Source organism: Limosilactobacillus secundus (assembly GCF_020784695.1).
Lineage (GTDB): Bacteria > Bacillota > Bacilli > Lactobacillales > Lactobacillaceae > Limosilactobacillus > Limosilactobacillus reuteri_F.
Genome location: NZ_JAJGUA010000039.1, coordinates 53,471 through 70,642, shown reverse-complemented (window position 1 = coordinate 70,642; position 17,172 = coordinate 53,471). Strand labels below are relative to the sequence as shown.

18 protein-coding genes and 1 pseudogene are annotated in these 17,172 nt (G+C 37.2%); 2 read left to right on the top strand and 17 right to left on the bottom strand.

The genetic code is table 11. The features are described from left to right. The 11 genes from tnpA to LMB57_RS07260 all read right to left on the bottom strand — a co-directional run. Positions 1 to 283: IS200/IS605 family transposase (tnpA, locus tag LMB57_RS07310; protein ID WP_229278159.1), on the bottom strand; the 283-nt coding region annotated here is incomplete at its 3' end. Positions 284 to 499: 216 nt separating this feature from the next. Continuing rightward, positions 500 to 1,993 carry a cardiolipin synthase gene (cls, locus tag LMB57_RS07305; RefSeq protein ID WP_229278158.1) on the bottom strand — a complete coding sequence of 498 codons (1,494 nt, stop codon included), beginning with the start codon at positions 1,991 to 1,993 and terminating at the stop codon, positions 500 to 502. Between the two features lie 75 nt (positions 1,994 to 2,068). Continuing rightward, positions 2,069 to 3,229, bottom strand: coding sequence for an MFS transporter (locus LMB57_RS07300; RefSeq protein ID WP_229278157.1), 1,161 nt, complete (start codon positions 3,227 to 3,229; stop codon positions 2,069 to 2,071). A gap of 101 nt (positions 3,230 to 3,330) precedes the next feature. Further along, positions 3,331 to 3,834 carry an O-acetyl-ADP-ribose deacetylase gene (locus tag LMB57_RS07295; protein ID WP_229271489.1) on the bottom strand — a complete coding sequence of 168 codons (504 nt, stop codon included), beginning with the start codon at positions 3,832 to 3,834 and terminating at the stop codon, positions 3,331 to 3,333. Between the two features lie 5 nt (positions 3,835 to 3,839). Beyond that, positions 3,840 to 4,469, bottom strand: coding sequence for a helix-turn-helix domain-containing protein (locus LMB57_RS07290; protein WP_229271490.1), 630 nt, complete (start codon positions 4,467 to 4,469; stop codon positions 3,840 to 3,842). A 1,117-nt stretch (positions 4,470 to 5,586) separates the two neighbouring features. Next, positions 5,587 to 6,756: a hypothetical protein gene (locus tag LMB57_RS07285; RefSeq protein ID WP_229271491.1), complete on the bottom strand. Its 1,170-nt coding sequence runs from the start codon at positions 6,754 to 6,756 to the stop codon at positions 5,587 to 5,589. A gap of 174 nt (positions 6,757 to 6,930) precedes the next feature. Beyond that, positions 6,931 to 8,835, bottom strand: a complete 1,905-nt coding sequence (locus LMB57_RS07280; RefSeq protein ID WP_229278156.1) for a M13 family metallopeptidase — start codon at positions 8,833 to 8,835, stop codon at positions 6,931 to 6,933. Between the two features lie 73 nt (positions 8,836 to 8,908). After that, positions 8,909 to 9,202, bottom strand: a complete 294-nt coding sequence (locus LMB57_RS07275; RefSeq protein ID WP_229271493.1) for a hypothetical protein — start codon at positions 9,200 to 9,202, stop codon at positions 8,909 to 8,911. 3 nt (positions 9,203 to 9,205) lie between these two features. Continuing rightward, entirely contained in the window at positions 9,206 to 10,498 is a 1,293-nt protein-coding gene (locus tag LMB57_RS07270) for a vWA domain-containing protein (RefSeq protein ID WP_229271494.1), read from the bottom strand. After that, the gene (locus LMB57_RS07265; RefSeq protein ID WP_229271495.1) at positions 10,495 to 11,640 is read right to left on the bottom strand and encodes an AAA family ATPase; all 1,146 of its coding nucleotides are present in this window, start codon (positions 11,638 to 11,640) and stop codon (positions 10,495 to 10,497) included. Before LMB57_RS07265 ends, LMB57_RS07270 begins: the two co-directional genes overlap by 4 nt. A gap of 3 nt (positions 11,641 to 11,643) precedes the next feature. Continuing rightward, complete coding sequence (locus tag LMB57_RS07260) at positions 11,644 to 12,276, bottom strand: DNA-3-methyladenine glycosylase (RefSeq protein ID WP_029507864.1); 633 nt, start codon at positions 12,274 to 12,276, stop codon at positions 11,644 to 11,646. 62 nt (positions 12,277 to 12,338) lie between these two features. Between LMB57_RS07260 and LMB57_RS07255 the strand changes: the two genes are divergently transcribed. Further along, positions 12,339 to 12,716, top strand: coding sequence for a DUF488 domain-containing protein (locus tag LMB57_RS07255; protein WP_473964533.1), 378 nt, complete (start codon positions 12,339 to 12,341; stop codon positions 12,714 to 12,716). Positions 12,717 to 13,010: 294 nt separating this feature from the next. Here LMB57_RS07255 and LMB57_RS07250 read toward each other — a convergent pair whose 3' ends face one another. The 5 genes and pseudogenes from LMB57_RS07250 to LMB57_RS07230 form a co-directional block, all read right to left on the bottom strand. Then, positions 13,011 to 13,184, bottom strand: a complete 174-nt coding sequence (locus LMB57_RS07250; RefSeq protein ID WP_229271497.1) for a hypothetical protein — start codon at positions 13,182 to 13,184, stop codon at positions 13,011 to 13,013. 2 nt (positions 13,185 to 13,186) lie between these two features. After that, positions 13,187 to 13,870: an NAD(P)H-dependent oxidoreductase gene (locus LMB57_RS07245; protein ID WP_229271498.1), complete on the bottom strand. Its 684-nt coding sequence runs from the start codon at positions 13,868 to 13,870 to the stop codon at positions 13,187 to 13,189. 5 nt (positions 13,871 to 13,875) lie between these two features. Continuing rightward, positions 13,876 to 14,196 (bottom strand): DUF7671 family protein, encoded by a 321-nt coding sequence (locus tag LMB57_RS07240; protein WP_229271499.1) that lies wholly within the window; start codon positions 14,194 to 14,196, stop codon positions 13,876 to 13,878. Positions 14,197 to 14,208: 12 nt separating this feature from the next. Continuing rightward, positions 14,209 to 14,884: pseudogene (locus LMB57_RS07235) on the bottom strand (Lreu_0056 family protein). Between the two features lie 104 nt (positions 14,885 to 14,988). Continuing rightward, positions 14,989 to 15,960 carry an Rpn family recombination-promoting nuclease/putative transposase gene (locus LMB57_RS07230; protein WP_229271500.1) on the bottom strand — a complete coding sequence of 324 codons (972 nt, stop codon included), beginning with the start codon at positions 15,958 to 15,960 and terminating at the stop codon, positions 14,989 to 14,991. A 226-nt stretch (positions 15,961 to 16,186) separates the two neighbouring features. On the opposite strand from LMB57_RS07230, the gene LMB57_RS07225 reads away from it, so the two are divergent. Continuing rightward, positions 16,187 to 16,471: a hypothetical protein gene (locus LMB57_RS07225; RefSeq protein ID WP_011953591.1), complete on the top strand. Its 285-nt coding sequence runs from the start codon at positions 16,187 to 16,189 to the stop codon at positions 16,469 to 16,471. A 99-nt stretch (positions 16,472 to 16,570) separates the two neighbouring features. Here the strand turns inward: LMB57_RS07225 and LMB57_RS07220 are convergent, their stop codons facing one another. Further along, positions 16,571 to 17,110: a hypothetical protein gene (locus LMB57_RS07220; protein ID WP_229278155.1), complete on the bottom strand. Its 540-nt coding sequence runs from the start codon at positions 17,108 to 17,110 to the stop codon at positions 16,571 to 16,573. Positions 17,111 to 17,172 lie beyond the last annotated feature (62 nt).

Here is a 17,172-nt window from a genome sequence, read left to right as displayed (position 1 = left end):
CATGTCGATCAAACATCATTAATGCACTTTTCCCTTTTAAGTATCCCATAAACTGCGATACACTTAGCTTCGGCGGAATACTTACTAACAAGTGCACATGATCTGGCATCATATGACCCTCAATTATTTCTACTCCCTTATATTTGCACAACAAACGAATATAATCTCTTAGGTCTCTTCGGTATTGATTGAAAATCGCTTTACGTCTATACTTTGGTATGAATACGATGTGATACTTACATAACCACTTCGTATGGGCTAAGCTATTTAATTTATTAGCCATATTTATACAACCTCTTTTCCCTTATTGATTTTGGCTTGAACACCTACATCTTAAGGCAAAAGAGGCCTTTTTTATATAATTCTTATCGCCCACCCGCATAGCAGGTGGTTTTTTGTTTCGTGCATTCGCTCTGCTCACGCACTCAACTAGGTCTAAAGACATTAATAAAAAAATGACCAAGGGCAAAATTCTGCTCCTTGGTCATTTTTCGATTCTTTATAAAATTGGTGAAAGTAGTCGTGAAAAGTATTGTTTGAATTTCCGCCACTTTGATTGATTAGCAAAATACTCAGGAGTAAGTAAAGTACTCTTTTTCATATCATTTTCAAAGTCTTGCTTTAACTGCGCTGTTAGTTTTTCATTGTACGCAAATGCATTGACTTCAAAATTAAGTCTAAAACTACGGTAATCCATATTTGCCGAACCAACAGAAGCAATGTTGCTCCCACTAACCATCGTCTTTGAATGGATGAAACCATTATTATACTTATAAACTTTTACCCCATTGTTCACCAAGTATTTAGCATAATATTCTGTTGCCCGATAAACAAATGGATGATCAGGCATGCATGGAATCATAATGCGAACGTCAATTCCACTTCTTGCGGCAATTACTAATGCTTCTAGCACTGAATCTTCTGGAATAAGGTATGGCGATTGAATATAGACGTATTTTCGGGCCGAACTAATAATTGATTCATATCCCCGTCGAATTGAATAATTTTCATTATCCGGTCCAGAAGATACGATTTGCATTGGAACCTCATCTGGATCGCCATCTGGTGCAACCAGTTCAAAATTCTTAAATTCTTTTTCAAGATCAATTTTCTTTTTATGCGTTTTTCGACAGGTTGTGTTCCAGTCCATCGCAAACCGCACTGTCATCATCATCGTTGCTTGCCCGACGACACGGAGATGGGTATCACGCCAATAACCAAATTTAGGATCTTCGCCAAGGTATTGATCACCGATATTGAATCCACCAATGTAACCAATCTTGCCATCGATAATAGCTAGTTTACGGTGAAGATGGTAGTTTAACCGCGGCGTTTGAAAATAAGCTTTAGCAGCAGCAATAAATGCTTGCGCTTCGCCGCCCAACTCTTCTAAATGCTTAAAAAATTTGAAAGTAGTTCCATGGGACCCACTTAAATCATAGAGAACACGGACTTTTACTCCCCGTGCAGCTGCGTCTTCTAAGGCTGCCAACACTCGCTTCCCTAGATTATCAGCATAAAAGGAATAGTATTCAATATATACATGGTCAGTTGCATGGTTTATATCGTCAATTAACTTATCAAACTTCTTTTTTCCATCAATAAATACGTGAACTTTATTATTAAAGGTTACTACTGAATCATTCAAACTCAAAAAAAGGTTAACCAATTGGCGATCGCGTGACAACCGGCTCCCTTTTGGCATTAATTCATGTTCTTCACTTAATTTCCGTTGCTTTTCAAGATATTTAGTTCGTAATTGTTTTTGCTCATCTTGAATACTAAATATCTCATCATGAGATAATTGTCGTCCAACAAAAAGATATAGGATAAATCCAACTACTGGAAACACAGTTAATACTAATAACCATGCCCAAGTTGAAGCAATATCACGCCGGCTACGAAAAACAGTCCATACCGCAAAGGCAATATTAATTAACCATAGAATTTCAATAATTCGGCGAATGATATCCCATGTCCAAACAATATTCATAATTTTATAATCTCCCTCATAGTATTACTGATTTATTATAGCTATTATTTGTCTACTTTTCAGCAGGTTCAGGAATTATTTTGAATAAAAACGACGGAGCACAAAAGATAAGCCGATCGCTAAAAGTCCGTAAACTGCCCCCACATAGCCAAGAGTTGTTAAACTAGCAAAGTTAACAGTAGTCGAAGCCGTGAAAGAGCCAAGCGAAATTCCAACATTAGCGAAAATTGAAATTAATGAAGTTGCTAAAGCCAATGACTGCGGATATTCCTTTTCTGCAACACTAATGAATACTAATTGAATAGTTGTTCCATAGATAATGACAACAACACAAAGAGCTGCTAGAACAAGCATTCCTGTAATCTTATTTCCTAATGCAATCCCAAGAATAAGACTTAAGATGGTCATGATAATAAAGACAAGCGGCAGTTTTTGAACCCCATTGTGACTCGCAACTATCCCCGCAATTTCGTTACCAATAATACTCATTACCCCTAAAAGAAGCAGCAACCAATTTAAACTAGTTAAGCTAAAGCTCATCACAGTAGTAATTAGCGGTCGGACATAAGTATAAAAAGTATACTGTAGACTTAAGACAGCTACCGTGATTCCTATTCCTAATAAAACACGGTGATCTTTCAATAATGCTAGCTGTTCTAAAATGCTCCCTTTAACTTGAGGTGTATCACGAGGAGTAAGCCAGGCTAACAATGCAAACACAATTAATGTTAATCCCGAAATGATCCAAAAACTATCGTGCCAGGAAAGTAACGTTGCGATGGTTGTACCAAGAGGAACCCCAATGACCGACGCAATACTAAAACCTGCGCCGACCCATGCTAGAACCATTGGTCGCTTGTCCATTGGTGTAATTATACTAACTAGCAAGTTAATTAATGAAATAATGGTTCCAGCGACGGCAGCAGTAATAATTCGTGCAAATAGGAGCCAGCCAAGTGTTGGTGCCATTGCAGTTAAAGTATTACCAATAAAAAAGATAGTCATTAATAGCATCAGAAGCTTATATCGATTCCAATTGCTAGTTAGAGTAGTAATAATTGGTGTGCTAATCGCATATACTCCTGCAAAAGCTGTCACCAAAAAACCAACTGTGGAAAGCGGAACATGATAACTTCGTGCAATATCTGATAAAACACCCACAACCATAAACTCATTACATCCCAGCATAAATGCAACAAGAATAAAAGTAAATGATCGTAATTTAGCGTGTTTCATAATAAACCTCCTTTTTAAAACAAAAAATTTTCCGGAAAAAGTCAATCCAGAAAATTATAAACGTTTAACAATTAATTTCCAACAGTTTTGAACTATTTAGCTTAATAAAGTTGTGATTGATATGCAGCAAAAGTTTTAGCATCAAAGCAGACCATGGTTACTTGATCAACATAATTAGCAGTCGGGAGGAAGTCTTTAATCGTCTTAATCGCGATTTTCGCTGCCCTTTCAAGCGGGAAAGCATATACTCCTGTACTGATAGAAGAAAAGGCAACTATCTGACATAAATGTTTATCAGCCAATAGTAAACTATTGTGATAAGAATTAGCTAACAATTGGTCTTCGTCATTATCACCACCATGCCAAATTGGGCCAGGCGTGTGAATAATAAACTTGGCTGGTAAGTTAAAACCGCCAGTTATCCGTGCTTCTCCAGTTGGACATCCATGAAATTTCTCACAGGCGCCGTATAACGCTGGACCCGCTGCTCGATGAATCGCACCATCGACACCACCGCCGCCCATTAAAGTTGTATTAGCGGCATTAACGATTGCATCAACTTTTATTTTGGTAATATCTCCCTTGATTACGTTAATTACTGACAATAAAATCAACCCCTTCGCTTTTTAAACTGTGGATATAGCCAAATTAATCCTGTAAAGGCAAAAGATTTCATTGCTACCATAAACCCAGTAATGAAATCTTGTAAATCATTTTTACCAATATGGAAAACTAAGCTGTCTAATTTCATAACTAAAATAGTAAAGATTAATAAAGTTATTAAGATTTTAATTTTTCTTTTCCAACTCATTAATTCCCATTTACTTTGACTAATTAAGTAGAGTACATTTATGGAAAATAGTCCTAACAAAATATAATTAATAATCCGCCATTTCTCACTCTCAACACCAATATAAACTATTCCGCTTGATTGAAGTAAGAAATAAATGCATCCAGCTATATTGATAAAATACAAAACAGTTAAAAGTTGTTGTTTATGTATACTTGTTCTGTGCTCTTCTTTATAATTATTTATCATCTCATGGTCCTCCCGTAATAAATCATCCAAACTAACATGGTAGAGATCACTTATTTGAACCAACATAAAAATATCAGGATAGCTTCGACCATTTTCCCAACTAGAAATTGTTTTACGTGAGATCAACAATCGTTCTGCTACATCCTGCTGAGTCCATCCTTTTTGATAACGATATAATTTCATTTTATCGGCAAATTTCAATAAGTTCTCCTACCTTCAATTAAATTTATTTCCCGGGAAATTAATTATGCTTAAACTTTACCGAAGAAAGTGAAATTTGTCACGCTAAGAATCATAGCAAAGTTTTTTACAGAATATTCAAATTAGGAAATTTGAAATCAACCTTCTCAGCAAAGCGCTTAATTAAGGTGCAAGAGCATAAGACTGATATAGTTAATAAATTAAATGAATTACATCATTGGCAACATAATTCTACTAAAAATTAAACTAAAGCAGCACATTTAGCCTTAATAAATAGGTTAACCGTACTAGCAATCAAATATTTATTCATTTGTGAACTACTCGGCCATAAATGACCGAGCTTCTGAAAACACGAGATAGTATTTAAGATGTTATACGTGTATTCACAATACCTAACCATAGTAAAACAACTATGTTCTTTTACTGTGGTTATTCCTTAGCCAACAGCTATTAATCCTTTATACAATATATTAATTACCACATTAATATATTGGTCGTGGTAGATCCCACAGGGGACATATCTTTAACGGTTTCTTTTCACTTCGATAGCCATACTAACTACAAATCTGATTGGTATAATTTGGTTTGACCATAATTAACTTTTTACCATACTAGGCACATTTATATTCCAATATGATTCTAAATTGGTGCTAGCTAGCACCCCCCAACCCTAATACTGCCTAACGTTAGGAAGTTGAATTATTTACTTAGTTAATACTTTACAAGTAAACCGGCCAGTACCAGTTATTGTGGCAACTTTTGAAACGAGGATGACCGTCACGATGGGTGAATAACATTTCAAATTATGATTGACTACCAGAAAACTGGTAACGTCGCTTTCATTGAGATATAGCTACTCTTGCCTAAAGTCTTTTAATTTCTTTCATATCATCAACCATATTATTTATCATCCATAAGGGTTTTGTACACAAAAAAGGCAAGGAAACTCGTCCTAAAACGTCTTTCCTTACCCTATTTCAAAAAGCCCCTTATAACCATTAGATCTTTTATCTAATAATTGTAGAACACTTTCAACTCCTATAACAAATGTGCTTAATTTCTTTTAACTTGAATACTTGAAAAGATATTATATCTACCTGTATTTTCGATTTTTTAGTTACTTAGCAAAAACAGCTGTTTGCTTATCATTTTGAGCTTTAGTTACTAAATAACCATTACTACTACCTCTAAAGTACCCAATAAAACGATTATCATAAATATTAAACTCAGTTGGCTCTTCCAGATGTAAAGTGTATTCTTCCTGATAGTTACCAAAAACATTATTCATGAGGTCATAACAAACTTCCTTCGTAAACATTTTATTAACCCCGTCTAAATACATCTTCCTAGCATCATCAGTCTTTTTACTATCTGAACTTGTTCTACTCTCTGCCGCTGCCTCTACCTTTGTTTGCTCTAAATGATAAAGTTGTTTCATCATTGTTGGGTTATTTTTTGCAATAGCCAAAAAATTACGTTCAATCCAAGTTGTCTTTAGACTTTCAGTATATTGAATTGTAACTTTTTGTTTCACAATATTATTACCAGAATCATCTGTTTTTGAAGTTGCTTTAACTTTAACTGGTTTTGGCGGTACATAATCCGTTTCCTTGATATGCGTAATCAAACTATCATATAACCGATCACGCAACACCATATTATTCTCACTCTTATTTGTACTCGTAGGTAATCTAACACTTGTAATAGTAGCTCCCTTAGGAATCTGAGTTGTTCCGTTCTTATCACTAGTTACTTTACCATCAGCGTTAAAAATAACATAAGCTGGAAGTTGACTATTCTTATAAGCATTAATCGCGATCCCAATAAGCTTATCATCTTTTTTTAATACAAAATATTCAGGCATCCAAATTGGTGATTTAAAATCAGCATTAAAGCCAGCATGCTTATTCCTTTTACCTAATGTCGTCTCTTTTACCGAAGCATTGAAATACTTTTTATCTTGCTCTTTAGCATAATTAATAATTTCGCTGTTATTCATCTTCGAAATTTTTCCTAAAGTTGTATTATCATCATATGTTCGATATGTTTCTGCTTTTCCGTTTCGTAATATGATAATATAATAGACACTAGAGTCTTTTGCCTTACCTGTTGACATAAACCACACATGAGTACCAGAACCATGGGCTTGTTTAACAAAAGACACCTCTTTAGGAGCAATAACTGTTCCTTCATTTTTCTTTAATTTACTAACTCCACAAACGATTAATAAAATGATTATAAATCCAATAAGCAATTTCCACTTACTCAGAAATTGTTTTAAATTCATTTACTTCTCTCCCTATCAATAATATTTATCACTGTTCCAATACTACTTTCAAAAAATTAGCAGTATATTTAAGCTTTTTAATCATACCATAGTGAACATTAATTAATAAAGAGACTATTTTTTCAAATAAAATATACTTATAGAGTTATATTAGATAGATATTCACATCATAAATTACCAAATATGAACCCGATCTTCTGGCGCCCGGTACATTTCATCACCAGGCTTAATGTCAAATGCTGTGTAGAAGTCATCGAGATTTTCTGCTTGAATATTAGCACGTAATTTTTGCGGTGCATGAACATCAATTGAAAGCAGTAATTGCATGTACTGTTCCGTTGCTTTCATCCGCCAAATGGTTGCCCAGTTAATAAAGAATTCTTGAGCATTGAAGTCATATTCAGTTTTTGCTGCTTCAAGTGCACAACTGAGGCCTCCTGCATCGGCGATATTTTCAGAAACCGTGAGCTTCCCATTGACCTTTTGACCAGCAAATGGGATCCCATCAAATTCATCAATCATCTTTTGGGCTAATTGCTTAAAGTGTGCAGAATCTTCATCTGTCCACCAGTTATTAAGATTTCCAAACTCATCAAATAATGACCCATTGTTGTCAAAGGCGTGGGAAATTTCATGAGCGATCACTGCGCCAATTCCACCATAATTTTGGCTGCTGCTCTGCTTCAACGAGTAGAACGGTGCCTGTAGGATTGCAGCTGGAAATACAATGATATTCTTAAATGGGTGGTAGTAAGCATTGACTGTGGCCGCGCTCATTTCCCACCGCATCCGATCAACAGGTTTATTCCACCGACTGAATAATTCTTTATTAGCCGTCACTGTTAATTGATTTAAGTTTGCAATCAATGATTCTTCTTCATCAACCTTAAATTGATCATAAAGAGCAGGGATCTTATCTGGATACCCGACTTGAATGCCTAGTTTATCAAGCTTAAGAATAGCCTTATCACGGGTATCCTTACTAAGCCATTGATTATTGTTCAAGCGTCCCTTATAGACTTTAATCATTTGCTCAACCATGTGATGAACGTCTGCCTTAGCTTGTGGTCCAAAGTACTTCTTCCCATAATAATCCCCAGCTACTTGGCTAAACATGTCACGTGCAAGATAGAACGCAAATTTACGCTGGCTAACTGGTTTCTTGCTTCCAGAAAGGGCTCGACCATAACGTCCATTGATTTCACGCATTTCATCATCAAGGTAACTAGCATTTTCGCGAATGACACGAATTAATGCCCAGTTTTTAAAGAGCTCAAAGTTATCTTGTAAGATCTTGTTCAGGGCCTTAAAGTATTCCGGTTCTGTCACAATTACTTTTTCCGGTTCTTCCCCAACTAACTGCTTAATTATTGCCGCAATATCAAGTTGGTTAGTCGCACTGGCTAGTTCTGCAACCGTTTGTGGATTATACATCTTACTATAATCAGCCGCTTCTTCAGCACTCTTTACATTTGGCGCAAGAAAGGCATCGAATTTGATTGCATCATCAATGATCTTTTTTGCTTCTTCTTTGCTATACCCCAACTTATCCATCAAGGCTTCCACCATTGAAGACCATAATTGGAGTAATTGATCGTGCTGAGCCTTCTTTTCTGCTTCATAGTAGCTCTTATCAGGCAAAATAAGCGATGGTGATGAGGCAAATAAAGCATAAACAGTCGCATTCTTCATATCAGCATCAATATCAAAACTAATCGGCGAAGGCATCCCTGCTAAAATCCAGTTCTTCCATTGAGATTGGTAATCTTCATATGAATTAAGATTTTCTACACTTGCCAACATCCGTTTAAGCGGTTGTGGGCCAACTTTCTTACGCCAATCAAATTTTTTAGTGAGGCGATATAGCTTAATCATCTCATTAAACCGAGAATCATCAGACTTTTCCTTCCCCGCTGCATAGGCATCAAAGTCATCCATTAGCTGCTTGTCAATCTCATCAACGAGGTCATTGAAGCCCCCGGTAGCTGGTTTATCATCAGGAATCTTCGCCGTCTTTAGCCATTCCCCGTTTACTGCTTCGTATAAGTCGTCTTTAATTAGTTCGTTATTCACTGCCATGTGCAGGGCCTCCTTAAAAGGTTACATTACTTACTATTATACTATGCCTACTATAAATTCACGTAAATTTGCTTCAATCTAAAAAAGGACTTAATAAAGTTTTCCGTGCACTTTCTGAAAACCATGAGTCATGTTGCATCAGTAATTGATTTACTTCCTGGTAATTACTTAAGTCAACCTTTCCTTTAATTAATCCAGCAATTTGGAGCTGCCGAGCAAAGTGAACATCTGCGGACTGGAGAACGTTGCGAAAGATCGGCTGTTCATCTGGATCCCACCGCTTATTAAGAAGACCAATTGCCCGCTCATATTCTTTGCTATGGGTAAGTACCTTTTGCATGGCCTGTGGATTTAAAATTGTTGTCATCAATTATCCCCTCATTTCTAATACTCTTCCCGGTGGCTCTTTTACTGATAATTGATTAGCCTTTGTCATCATTAGCCAATAAACATTTTGATAATGATAATTATTGATTCGTTCCTCTCCCCACCCATCAGTAATAATGATAATTATGCGATTTCGTTTAGTTAGGTGGTGCTGATGGAGATAGTCAAAAATACACTGAAAACTTGTACCCCCGCCACCAGTTCGTCTAAAATCAAGTTTTTTACCATCACGTAGTTTTTGCTTGGCGGTCACCTGGGCATCAAACGAATAAACGTTAGCTGTCAGTTTCGTTTTCTTAAGCATCTTTTCAAGCGTCGTTAGTGTTTGAACGAGTTCTTGATCGGTGACTGATCCGGAATTATCAACAAAAATGTCAACAGCCGGATCCAATCTCGTAACTTTGCCAGGCAAATCCATTCGTAATGGTTGCCGGCGATTAAAGCGAGCATGCGAATTAACTTGCCCGCGTGTAATTAACCCAAACTGATGCCTAAGAACCTGCCGCCAATCGACTATTCTGGTTTGGTGAGCTTTTTGCAACTGTGATTTTACATTTCCTGGCAATAAACCGCGATCTCGTTGCGGGGTTTGCTTCCAGGAACGATTCAAAATCTGCTTAATATTCGCTAAGCGCACGACCTGATTGCTAACCTGCTGACTTGTCTTAGATTCCTGCCAACCGTTATGAGTATCGGCTGTTTTAACCTCATCTGCCGTTGCATTTCCTTTTTGTTTGCCACCATTCAATTTAAAACCTGGCTGATGTAATTTTTCTTGCTGTTCAGCAGGCAGCTGTTCTAATATATTGAGATAATCCTGCGAATCTAATTTTGGCATTAGTTTTTGACGAAGAACTTTCTCCAATTGGCTAAGGGTTACTGTTCCTTGGGGCGGCTCAGTTAAATACTGGTTTACCGCTACATCGGTTGCAATCTGGACTAAATCTGGATGAGGATAAGAAGCATAGCGTAATGGATGCATCCAGATAAGATGAAGGGCTTCATGTTCTAATAAGCTTTGAAGTTCATCATTACGAACGTGCGCTAACTTTTCTGGATTAATAACCAGTACAAGGCGATTGTCTTCCCACCTCAATCCCATCATTGCAGGTAACTGTAAATCATTCTCTCGTGGAAGCTGTAATAACACTTCTCCGAAAAGTCGTTGTTTTTGGAGGATGCTAATAATTGCCTCCTTAATCCGTTGCGCGGACGTTACATGGCTATTATCTCCACCTTTTTGTCGTAACCGTGTCAGAATGTCACCTAAACTCATCGATTATCACCACGCGTCGCAACCTCCGCGAAATATTGATAAAGTTGCGCTACAGAGCCTTGGGGATGTTTGATGGCTTGCTCATACATTACTTGCAAGAGATCGATAAAATCTTCACCAACTGTTTGAACAATCGCATACTGACCATCCTCACTAACTAATTGGAGATACTTAATAAATAGAGCTGCCTCTTCTTCAGATGCCAACTTAGGACTTAGCCATGACCGTAATACTTGAATTTTGGTTGCTTCATCAGCATTTTCAAACTGTTTCTTGCCATCTTTAGCGTCTTTCAGGGCCGCTACGGTAAGCTCTTGACCCTGTGCAAGGACAAACTGAGCAAAGGCCACCCCTACTTCGTCACCTAAGTCACCACTAAAGATATCAGCAGCAAGTTCTTTTTGCATTTTCTGATCTAACGCCTGTAATTGGTCAAGATTGCGGGAAACCCTTTCCCAAGCACGTGGCGTGGGAGCTAAATCTTCATTATTCGGATCAATAACTAATAACTGTTCAGGGTATTGTGTAAGGTAGGCGGAAACAAGGTCATTAATTCCAGCGACCTTGGCCCATTTTAACCATTCAGTCGTCGAACTCGTCATCACTAACCGAACTGTCCGATCTTTAATTGCAGCATCCCCAGTCGCGACACCATATTCACGATCAGTAAAGCCGGTCATCGTAGAATCAGGATTCTCCGCAATAATGATCCGCACTGTGGAAGGTAACCGCAAAGAATTAATCTTTCGTTGAAGGACCAGGTTCATTAATTCACTTTGAACAGCTTGCGTTCCGCGATTAAATTCATCTAAAAACCAAATAATTGATTGATTAGGATGGGCCTCGGCATACTTAATAATGCTGATCAAAGTTTCAGAGTAACCAAATTGCACATTTGCAAGGCGACCATAATTTTTCGTTTCAACAAAGGATTCACTGGTCAAAGGAGGAACCGGAATTGCAAGGTCTCCCTTTTCACTTAAGCTGACAACCGTAGTAAATAATGCCGCATTCAGATTAGCAGCAATTTCACGAACTAAAGCAGATTTGCCGATTCCCGCATCCCCAACAATATTCGGAACATTACCCGCATCAAGAACAACAGGAACTGCCGTTAATAGTTGTTGATAAGTTAGCGCCATTATTTACCCCTTCCAACCATGACATTCCAGATCCATATCTTGTTTTTTCACGTTTGATACATAGGGATTGCCTTTTACATAAAAGCGGCGTGGACTTAACCCATCCTTTCCCTTCAAATTAACTCCAATCCGCGCAGAAATAGCGATTTCTCCAGGAATTTTATAATTATGTAAATCAACCGTTAGTGGACTTGTTTCCATAGGCTGCCCATCTAAATCCCGTGAATGAATTCCGAGAGCTTGTACTAATTTACCGGGACCGTTAGTAATATTTACCCCTGACATGTGCCGATTTTCGATCATTTTATCGATGTTTAGCGCCGGTTCTATTCCGCGAAGTAAAATTCCTTGAGGTTCTTCTGCATCCTGAACCACAATATCAAAACAATAATGTCCACGGATTTGGTATAGGTAAATATTCCCGGGCATCCCATACAAAGATTCCGAGTAGCCAGTGCGTCGTCCGTTAAAAGCATGCGATGCAGAATCTTTTTCTCCTAAATATGCTTCTGTTTCAACAATATAACCGCCAATAATCCCATTTTCAGTTTGGTATTTTACTAATTTTCCTAAAAGATCCTTCGCAATTTCGACTGTGGGCCGTCCAGTAAAAAATTGTTGATATTTTGTTAGCATATTTATTTTCCTCCTAAAAAGAACTATCCTAAACATAACACTAATTAAAGGGGATCGGCATGATGGAACTGAAAATTGAACGAATCTATACTAAACCGGTTGATTTAGATGGTTATCGTATCCTCGTTGACCGCATTTGGCCACGCGGGATTTCAAAAGAAAATGCACATCTTAATAAGTGGCTCAAAGAAGTCGGACCCAGTACCGAACTTCGGAAATGGTTTGGTCATGATGTCGCTCGCTATCCAGAATTCAAAGAGCGTTATCTAGCAGAATTAACCAATAATCCTGTTTACTATAATTCATTAAAGGCAATTGTCCAAAGTCAGTTGCCGAGTCAGAACGTCATTCTCCTTTATGGGGCAAAAGATGAAGAACATAATCAAGCAGTTATTCTTGCTGATAAACTCCGAAAAGATTTACAACTCGCTATAAAATAATATAAATCAATAATTTTGTATTTTTTAGGAATAATTTGTTTTATAATAATACATGAGGATTTTATTCATAATTCTCTAGTACCCATTGTTTCACTGACTTAGTTATATAAATTTCCTTTGTAAGGTATCAATACCCAAGGATCTTTACAAACTTTTTAGTGACTTTTTCTAATCGTGCAATTAGAATTACGGGTATCAATAATCCCCTAGTTTCATTTTGAAACAATTATCTGATAAGGTGGGAGTCTATCGTTGAAGTGGTGGGTAGACCCCTGCTTTACATTTTTAAATCAATTATTTATCAGCCCAACTACGACCATCAAGTTCACCAGCGGCATTGATTAGGCGTTGTGCTTGTTTAAGCATTAACTGATCTAATGCCCGGTAAAAAGCTTGATCTTCATATGTTGGGCTATTTTTCATTAATTTTGTTAGTTCTTCGTGTGCCCATTGTTGATTCTCATCCATTTTTAGTCATCCTCTTTTTCTCGTAGCCAGCCGATAGAAGTGTGTAAATCATCCAGTTCTTCTTGTTGATCTTGTAAAAGTGATAACAATTGTTCTAATTTAGCTTGTTGAAAGGGATCTAACTCGCGAGCAATTTTGGCGTTAAGGCGAGCGATAAACCATTGTGTCTGGTCACTAAAATGCAAGAATTTATCTAAGGTCAAATATTGCTGATAGTGGATAAATAATGACTGGCGCTCTTCTTCACCCTGTTGGGCAAATTGATAAATCGGCAATGGTGGTAAATACTTCATCTCCATCGCGTGTGCTAAAGCCTGATATGGTCGTAAAATTTCAGCAATTGTATATCTTTGACTGGCGCCCGGTTGAAAGGCAGAGGCGGAATGAGCAACCGTCGTGACAATCCCCAATTCACGGCTCTTTAGCAAATGACTACTTGTAAGTTGTGAATTCCATACCTCATCAAGCCATTGCTTTAAGATCGCTGGCGCACTATACCAATACAGCGGAAATTGAAAAATTATTCGAGTTGCCGATTTTAACAATTCCTGCTCTCGAGAAATATCAAAAGGTGTTTTTAGTTCATGCCACAGAACGTTATTTTCATCATCAGCGGCTGCCTTTAAAAACGATTCAGTTGCTGAATTCGCAAGTTGAGGATGAGCCACTATCACTAGTGTTTTCATCAATTTCACTCCTTTAATTCTGCAAGGCCTTGTTTCAGTACATCTTCTGTAACATCGACAGTTAAAAATCGTTGCAGAGGAGTTTCACTATGACGATCCTTAAAAGCCATTGGTTCGGCTTTTAGAATTAAAACAGTCAAGTTATTTTCTGTCAGCATTAACTGACCTGGATGATTAAATTTCCCCTTAGTATGTTTTCCAGTCCGCCAAGTATGTAATTTTGCCTCACCATTTTGGTCAAACTTTAACTGGTACTTTCCACTAGCATCTGTTTCGACGGGAATCCCAGTAAACTTTTGAACATCATACTTATCTTTTTTACTCATAATATATCCTTCTTAGTAATTATTCATCAAATTCGTAACAGTAGTATGCGTAGTAGTCATTAGTGCCTCTGTCACACTTTGATTTTCAGTTGATGCAATCATTTTAATGGTGACATCATTGTCTTTACATCTAAAAGTCGAATCACTCTTAGTCGTTACATATTGGTAATCAGCAACTTCACCATAACCATAGTATGTTCCGTAATACATTTCACCATTTTGAATCCCATTATTAAACCAATCAGAGTTCTTTAACAATGCAACTAATGTTCCGAGTTGCTGGATAGTTAATCCAACCTTATCTGTCGGAAGTTAATTTAATAGTATATAAAATTTTGGCGCCCTTAGGATAAGTCTTAGCAGAAGGTCCCTCTCCCCAAGGCACTACTTCTTTATCATAAATCTTAACCGTTGCTCCCTGATCATTGTTTTCCATATCAGCAGAATAATCGTAATCATTTGCTCCTGGCATATGCGCATCACGATAATACAACACGAGAGCAGCAGTTTGCTCAGACGTTAATCGTTCAGCGTTTAGTGCTGCATCATCCCTTGTTTGTTGTGTACTTGATAAAGAACTAGTCATACTACTAGTTGATGATCTATTAGTACTTGAGGATGTTCTTCCACAAGCTACCATGACTAGCATCGTCAATGAAAGCATCAAAATTAGTGCTATTTTTCTTATAAAGATACTCCCTGCAGAGCTTATATTTAAATCTTCATTATACCTTAATCTGTAGGAGTTACCTAAAAAGCCTCCATAATTGATTTGGAGACTTCCTTCTCATTTTATTCAGCAAAATAATCCTTAATTTCGTTGGCTGACAGGTCAAACTTTTCTTTTATTTCTTTCTTGATTGTTGTTTCATCAATATTCAGCTCTCTCATTGCCAAAATAGATGTTTTAATTATTGTCTGCTGATTTTCGTGTAGTTTTTGTTCTCTTTCTTGAATTAGCTGTTCTTTTTCTTTGAGTCGATCCTGGCTTTCTTTAATTTCACGTTTGCTTTCTAGGAGCTCACGTTTTCCTTCTAGGAGTTCAAGTTTGCCATCCCGTATTTTACGTTCACCCTCACGAATCTTTTTCTCGCGCATTTCTTGATCCATTTCATATACTGAACGTCGCATATATTCCGACCTCCATTTCCGATTCCGCTTTACAACTGCTATTCTCTCCTTTAATTTTACGACAAGCGGATCGGTCGCTTCAACTTTTCGTTGGGCAATCATATCTAAAAACGCCTGCATCTTAGGATCAACATCGTGGCGTAAGGAAGGAACGTTAAATAAGATATCGGTTTGTCCATCTTCTATAATTTGTTCGGGAATTTCATCAATATGCTTATGTAATACATAACGTTGCTGGCCAAGCTGGAATGGGTCAAAATTACAGAAGAAAATCACATAGGAATCATCAGCTTGTTCATATGGCTGTCCTTTATCATAAGCCTCCATTGAGCTGGCAGTTTGATAATAACGAATTCGTTTAGCGATATTGTGGTGGTCAGCTACTTGCATCTCAATATCATAATGGTTACCTTGTTCGTCGGTCGTATAGATGTCAAAACGCACTGCCTTAGCATCAGGAGCGACAGCAAACTCTTGCTGGTTATTAGGCAACTTAATCTTTTTAATATGCAAGTCGGGCAAGATCCGACGTAAAACTTCTAAACAAATATCATAATCAAGCATCACTTTGTTGAAGATATAGTCATCGGCTAAGCCCGCCATCTCCCACTTTTTGCGCAAGAATTCATTCATCCTTATATCCCCCTGTTAAATAGTTCTATAAAGATATATACGTAAAAAGCGGTAATCTGCACTTTTTTACTCAATATTTTTCCAATGTATCATTAATGCATATTAATAATGCTTTATCTTTTGGCTATGGATAAGATTCGACTATAATAGATAGTGAAAAGTAAATCTTCTTTATTAGGTATTATCTATGGTATGTGTAGATAGGATGTTGAAAGGAAGTAATACTATGTTCGACGTTATCTTTTGGATTCTTGCAATCTGGTTTGTAGTAAACGTTGTATGGATGTGGTTTGCCCTTAACAATCAAATTCTACAAAAGACATTCGCATGGATTAATGTATGTGCTATCGTAATTGGTTTTTGGGTATACTACGGCATGACACACGACGGCAACGTACTTAATGGCTGGTTCCTTACGATGAATTGGGTCAACATTGCAATTGCTGCTATCCAATTCTACTTTGGTTATCGTGAAAATAACGTTACCCACAACGGTCACACAACCGCATGATTGGTTTACTTTTCAATTACAGAGCTATGGCTTAGGGTCATGGTTCTTTTTTAGTTAAAAAATCCGGTGACGACATCAATGCCCTCACCGGATTTAGTTTTATTCTTTATTATTACCCACTGCGTTCAAGGCAGCTTCAGTTAACTTGACCGCATTATCATCGTGTTCTTGCTTACCTTTAGCAATCACAGAATCTAAATGGACTTCGGGCTTGTCCAAAAACTTATCATCAGAATAAACATATACTAACTTTTCTTGTGCGTTATATATTCTAATTTTCCAGCCATCTCCAAAATCGTTAACAAACTTTTTATCAGAAGCAATCGTATCGCAAACTGGTTCTACCTCATCGCCTGTAACGATTAGGTTTCCCTCACCATCTTCATGACGGGTTGGATCACCAAACATTCGCGTAATTACAGAAATATTATCCTCAATATACGCGTTAATATTTGATTTAAGTTGGTTGCTCAGTTCCTCATTCATTTGCAGATCTAATACTTTTTTATGAGCATTGACACCAGCAATCTGAAACTTACTAAAAAGCCCCTTCATTGATGGCGTCTTCTTACATGCTTTAGAAATTTCATCCGCAGCTTGCTCATCACGATGCTGTTCATAAATATGATGACTTACCATAATTCCTATTACAAGACAAACTATTGCTAATACTACAACCAATAACTTCCTATTATTTTTAA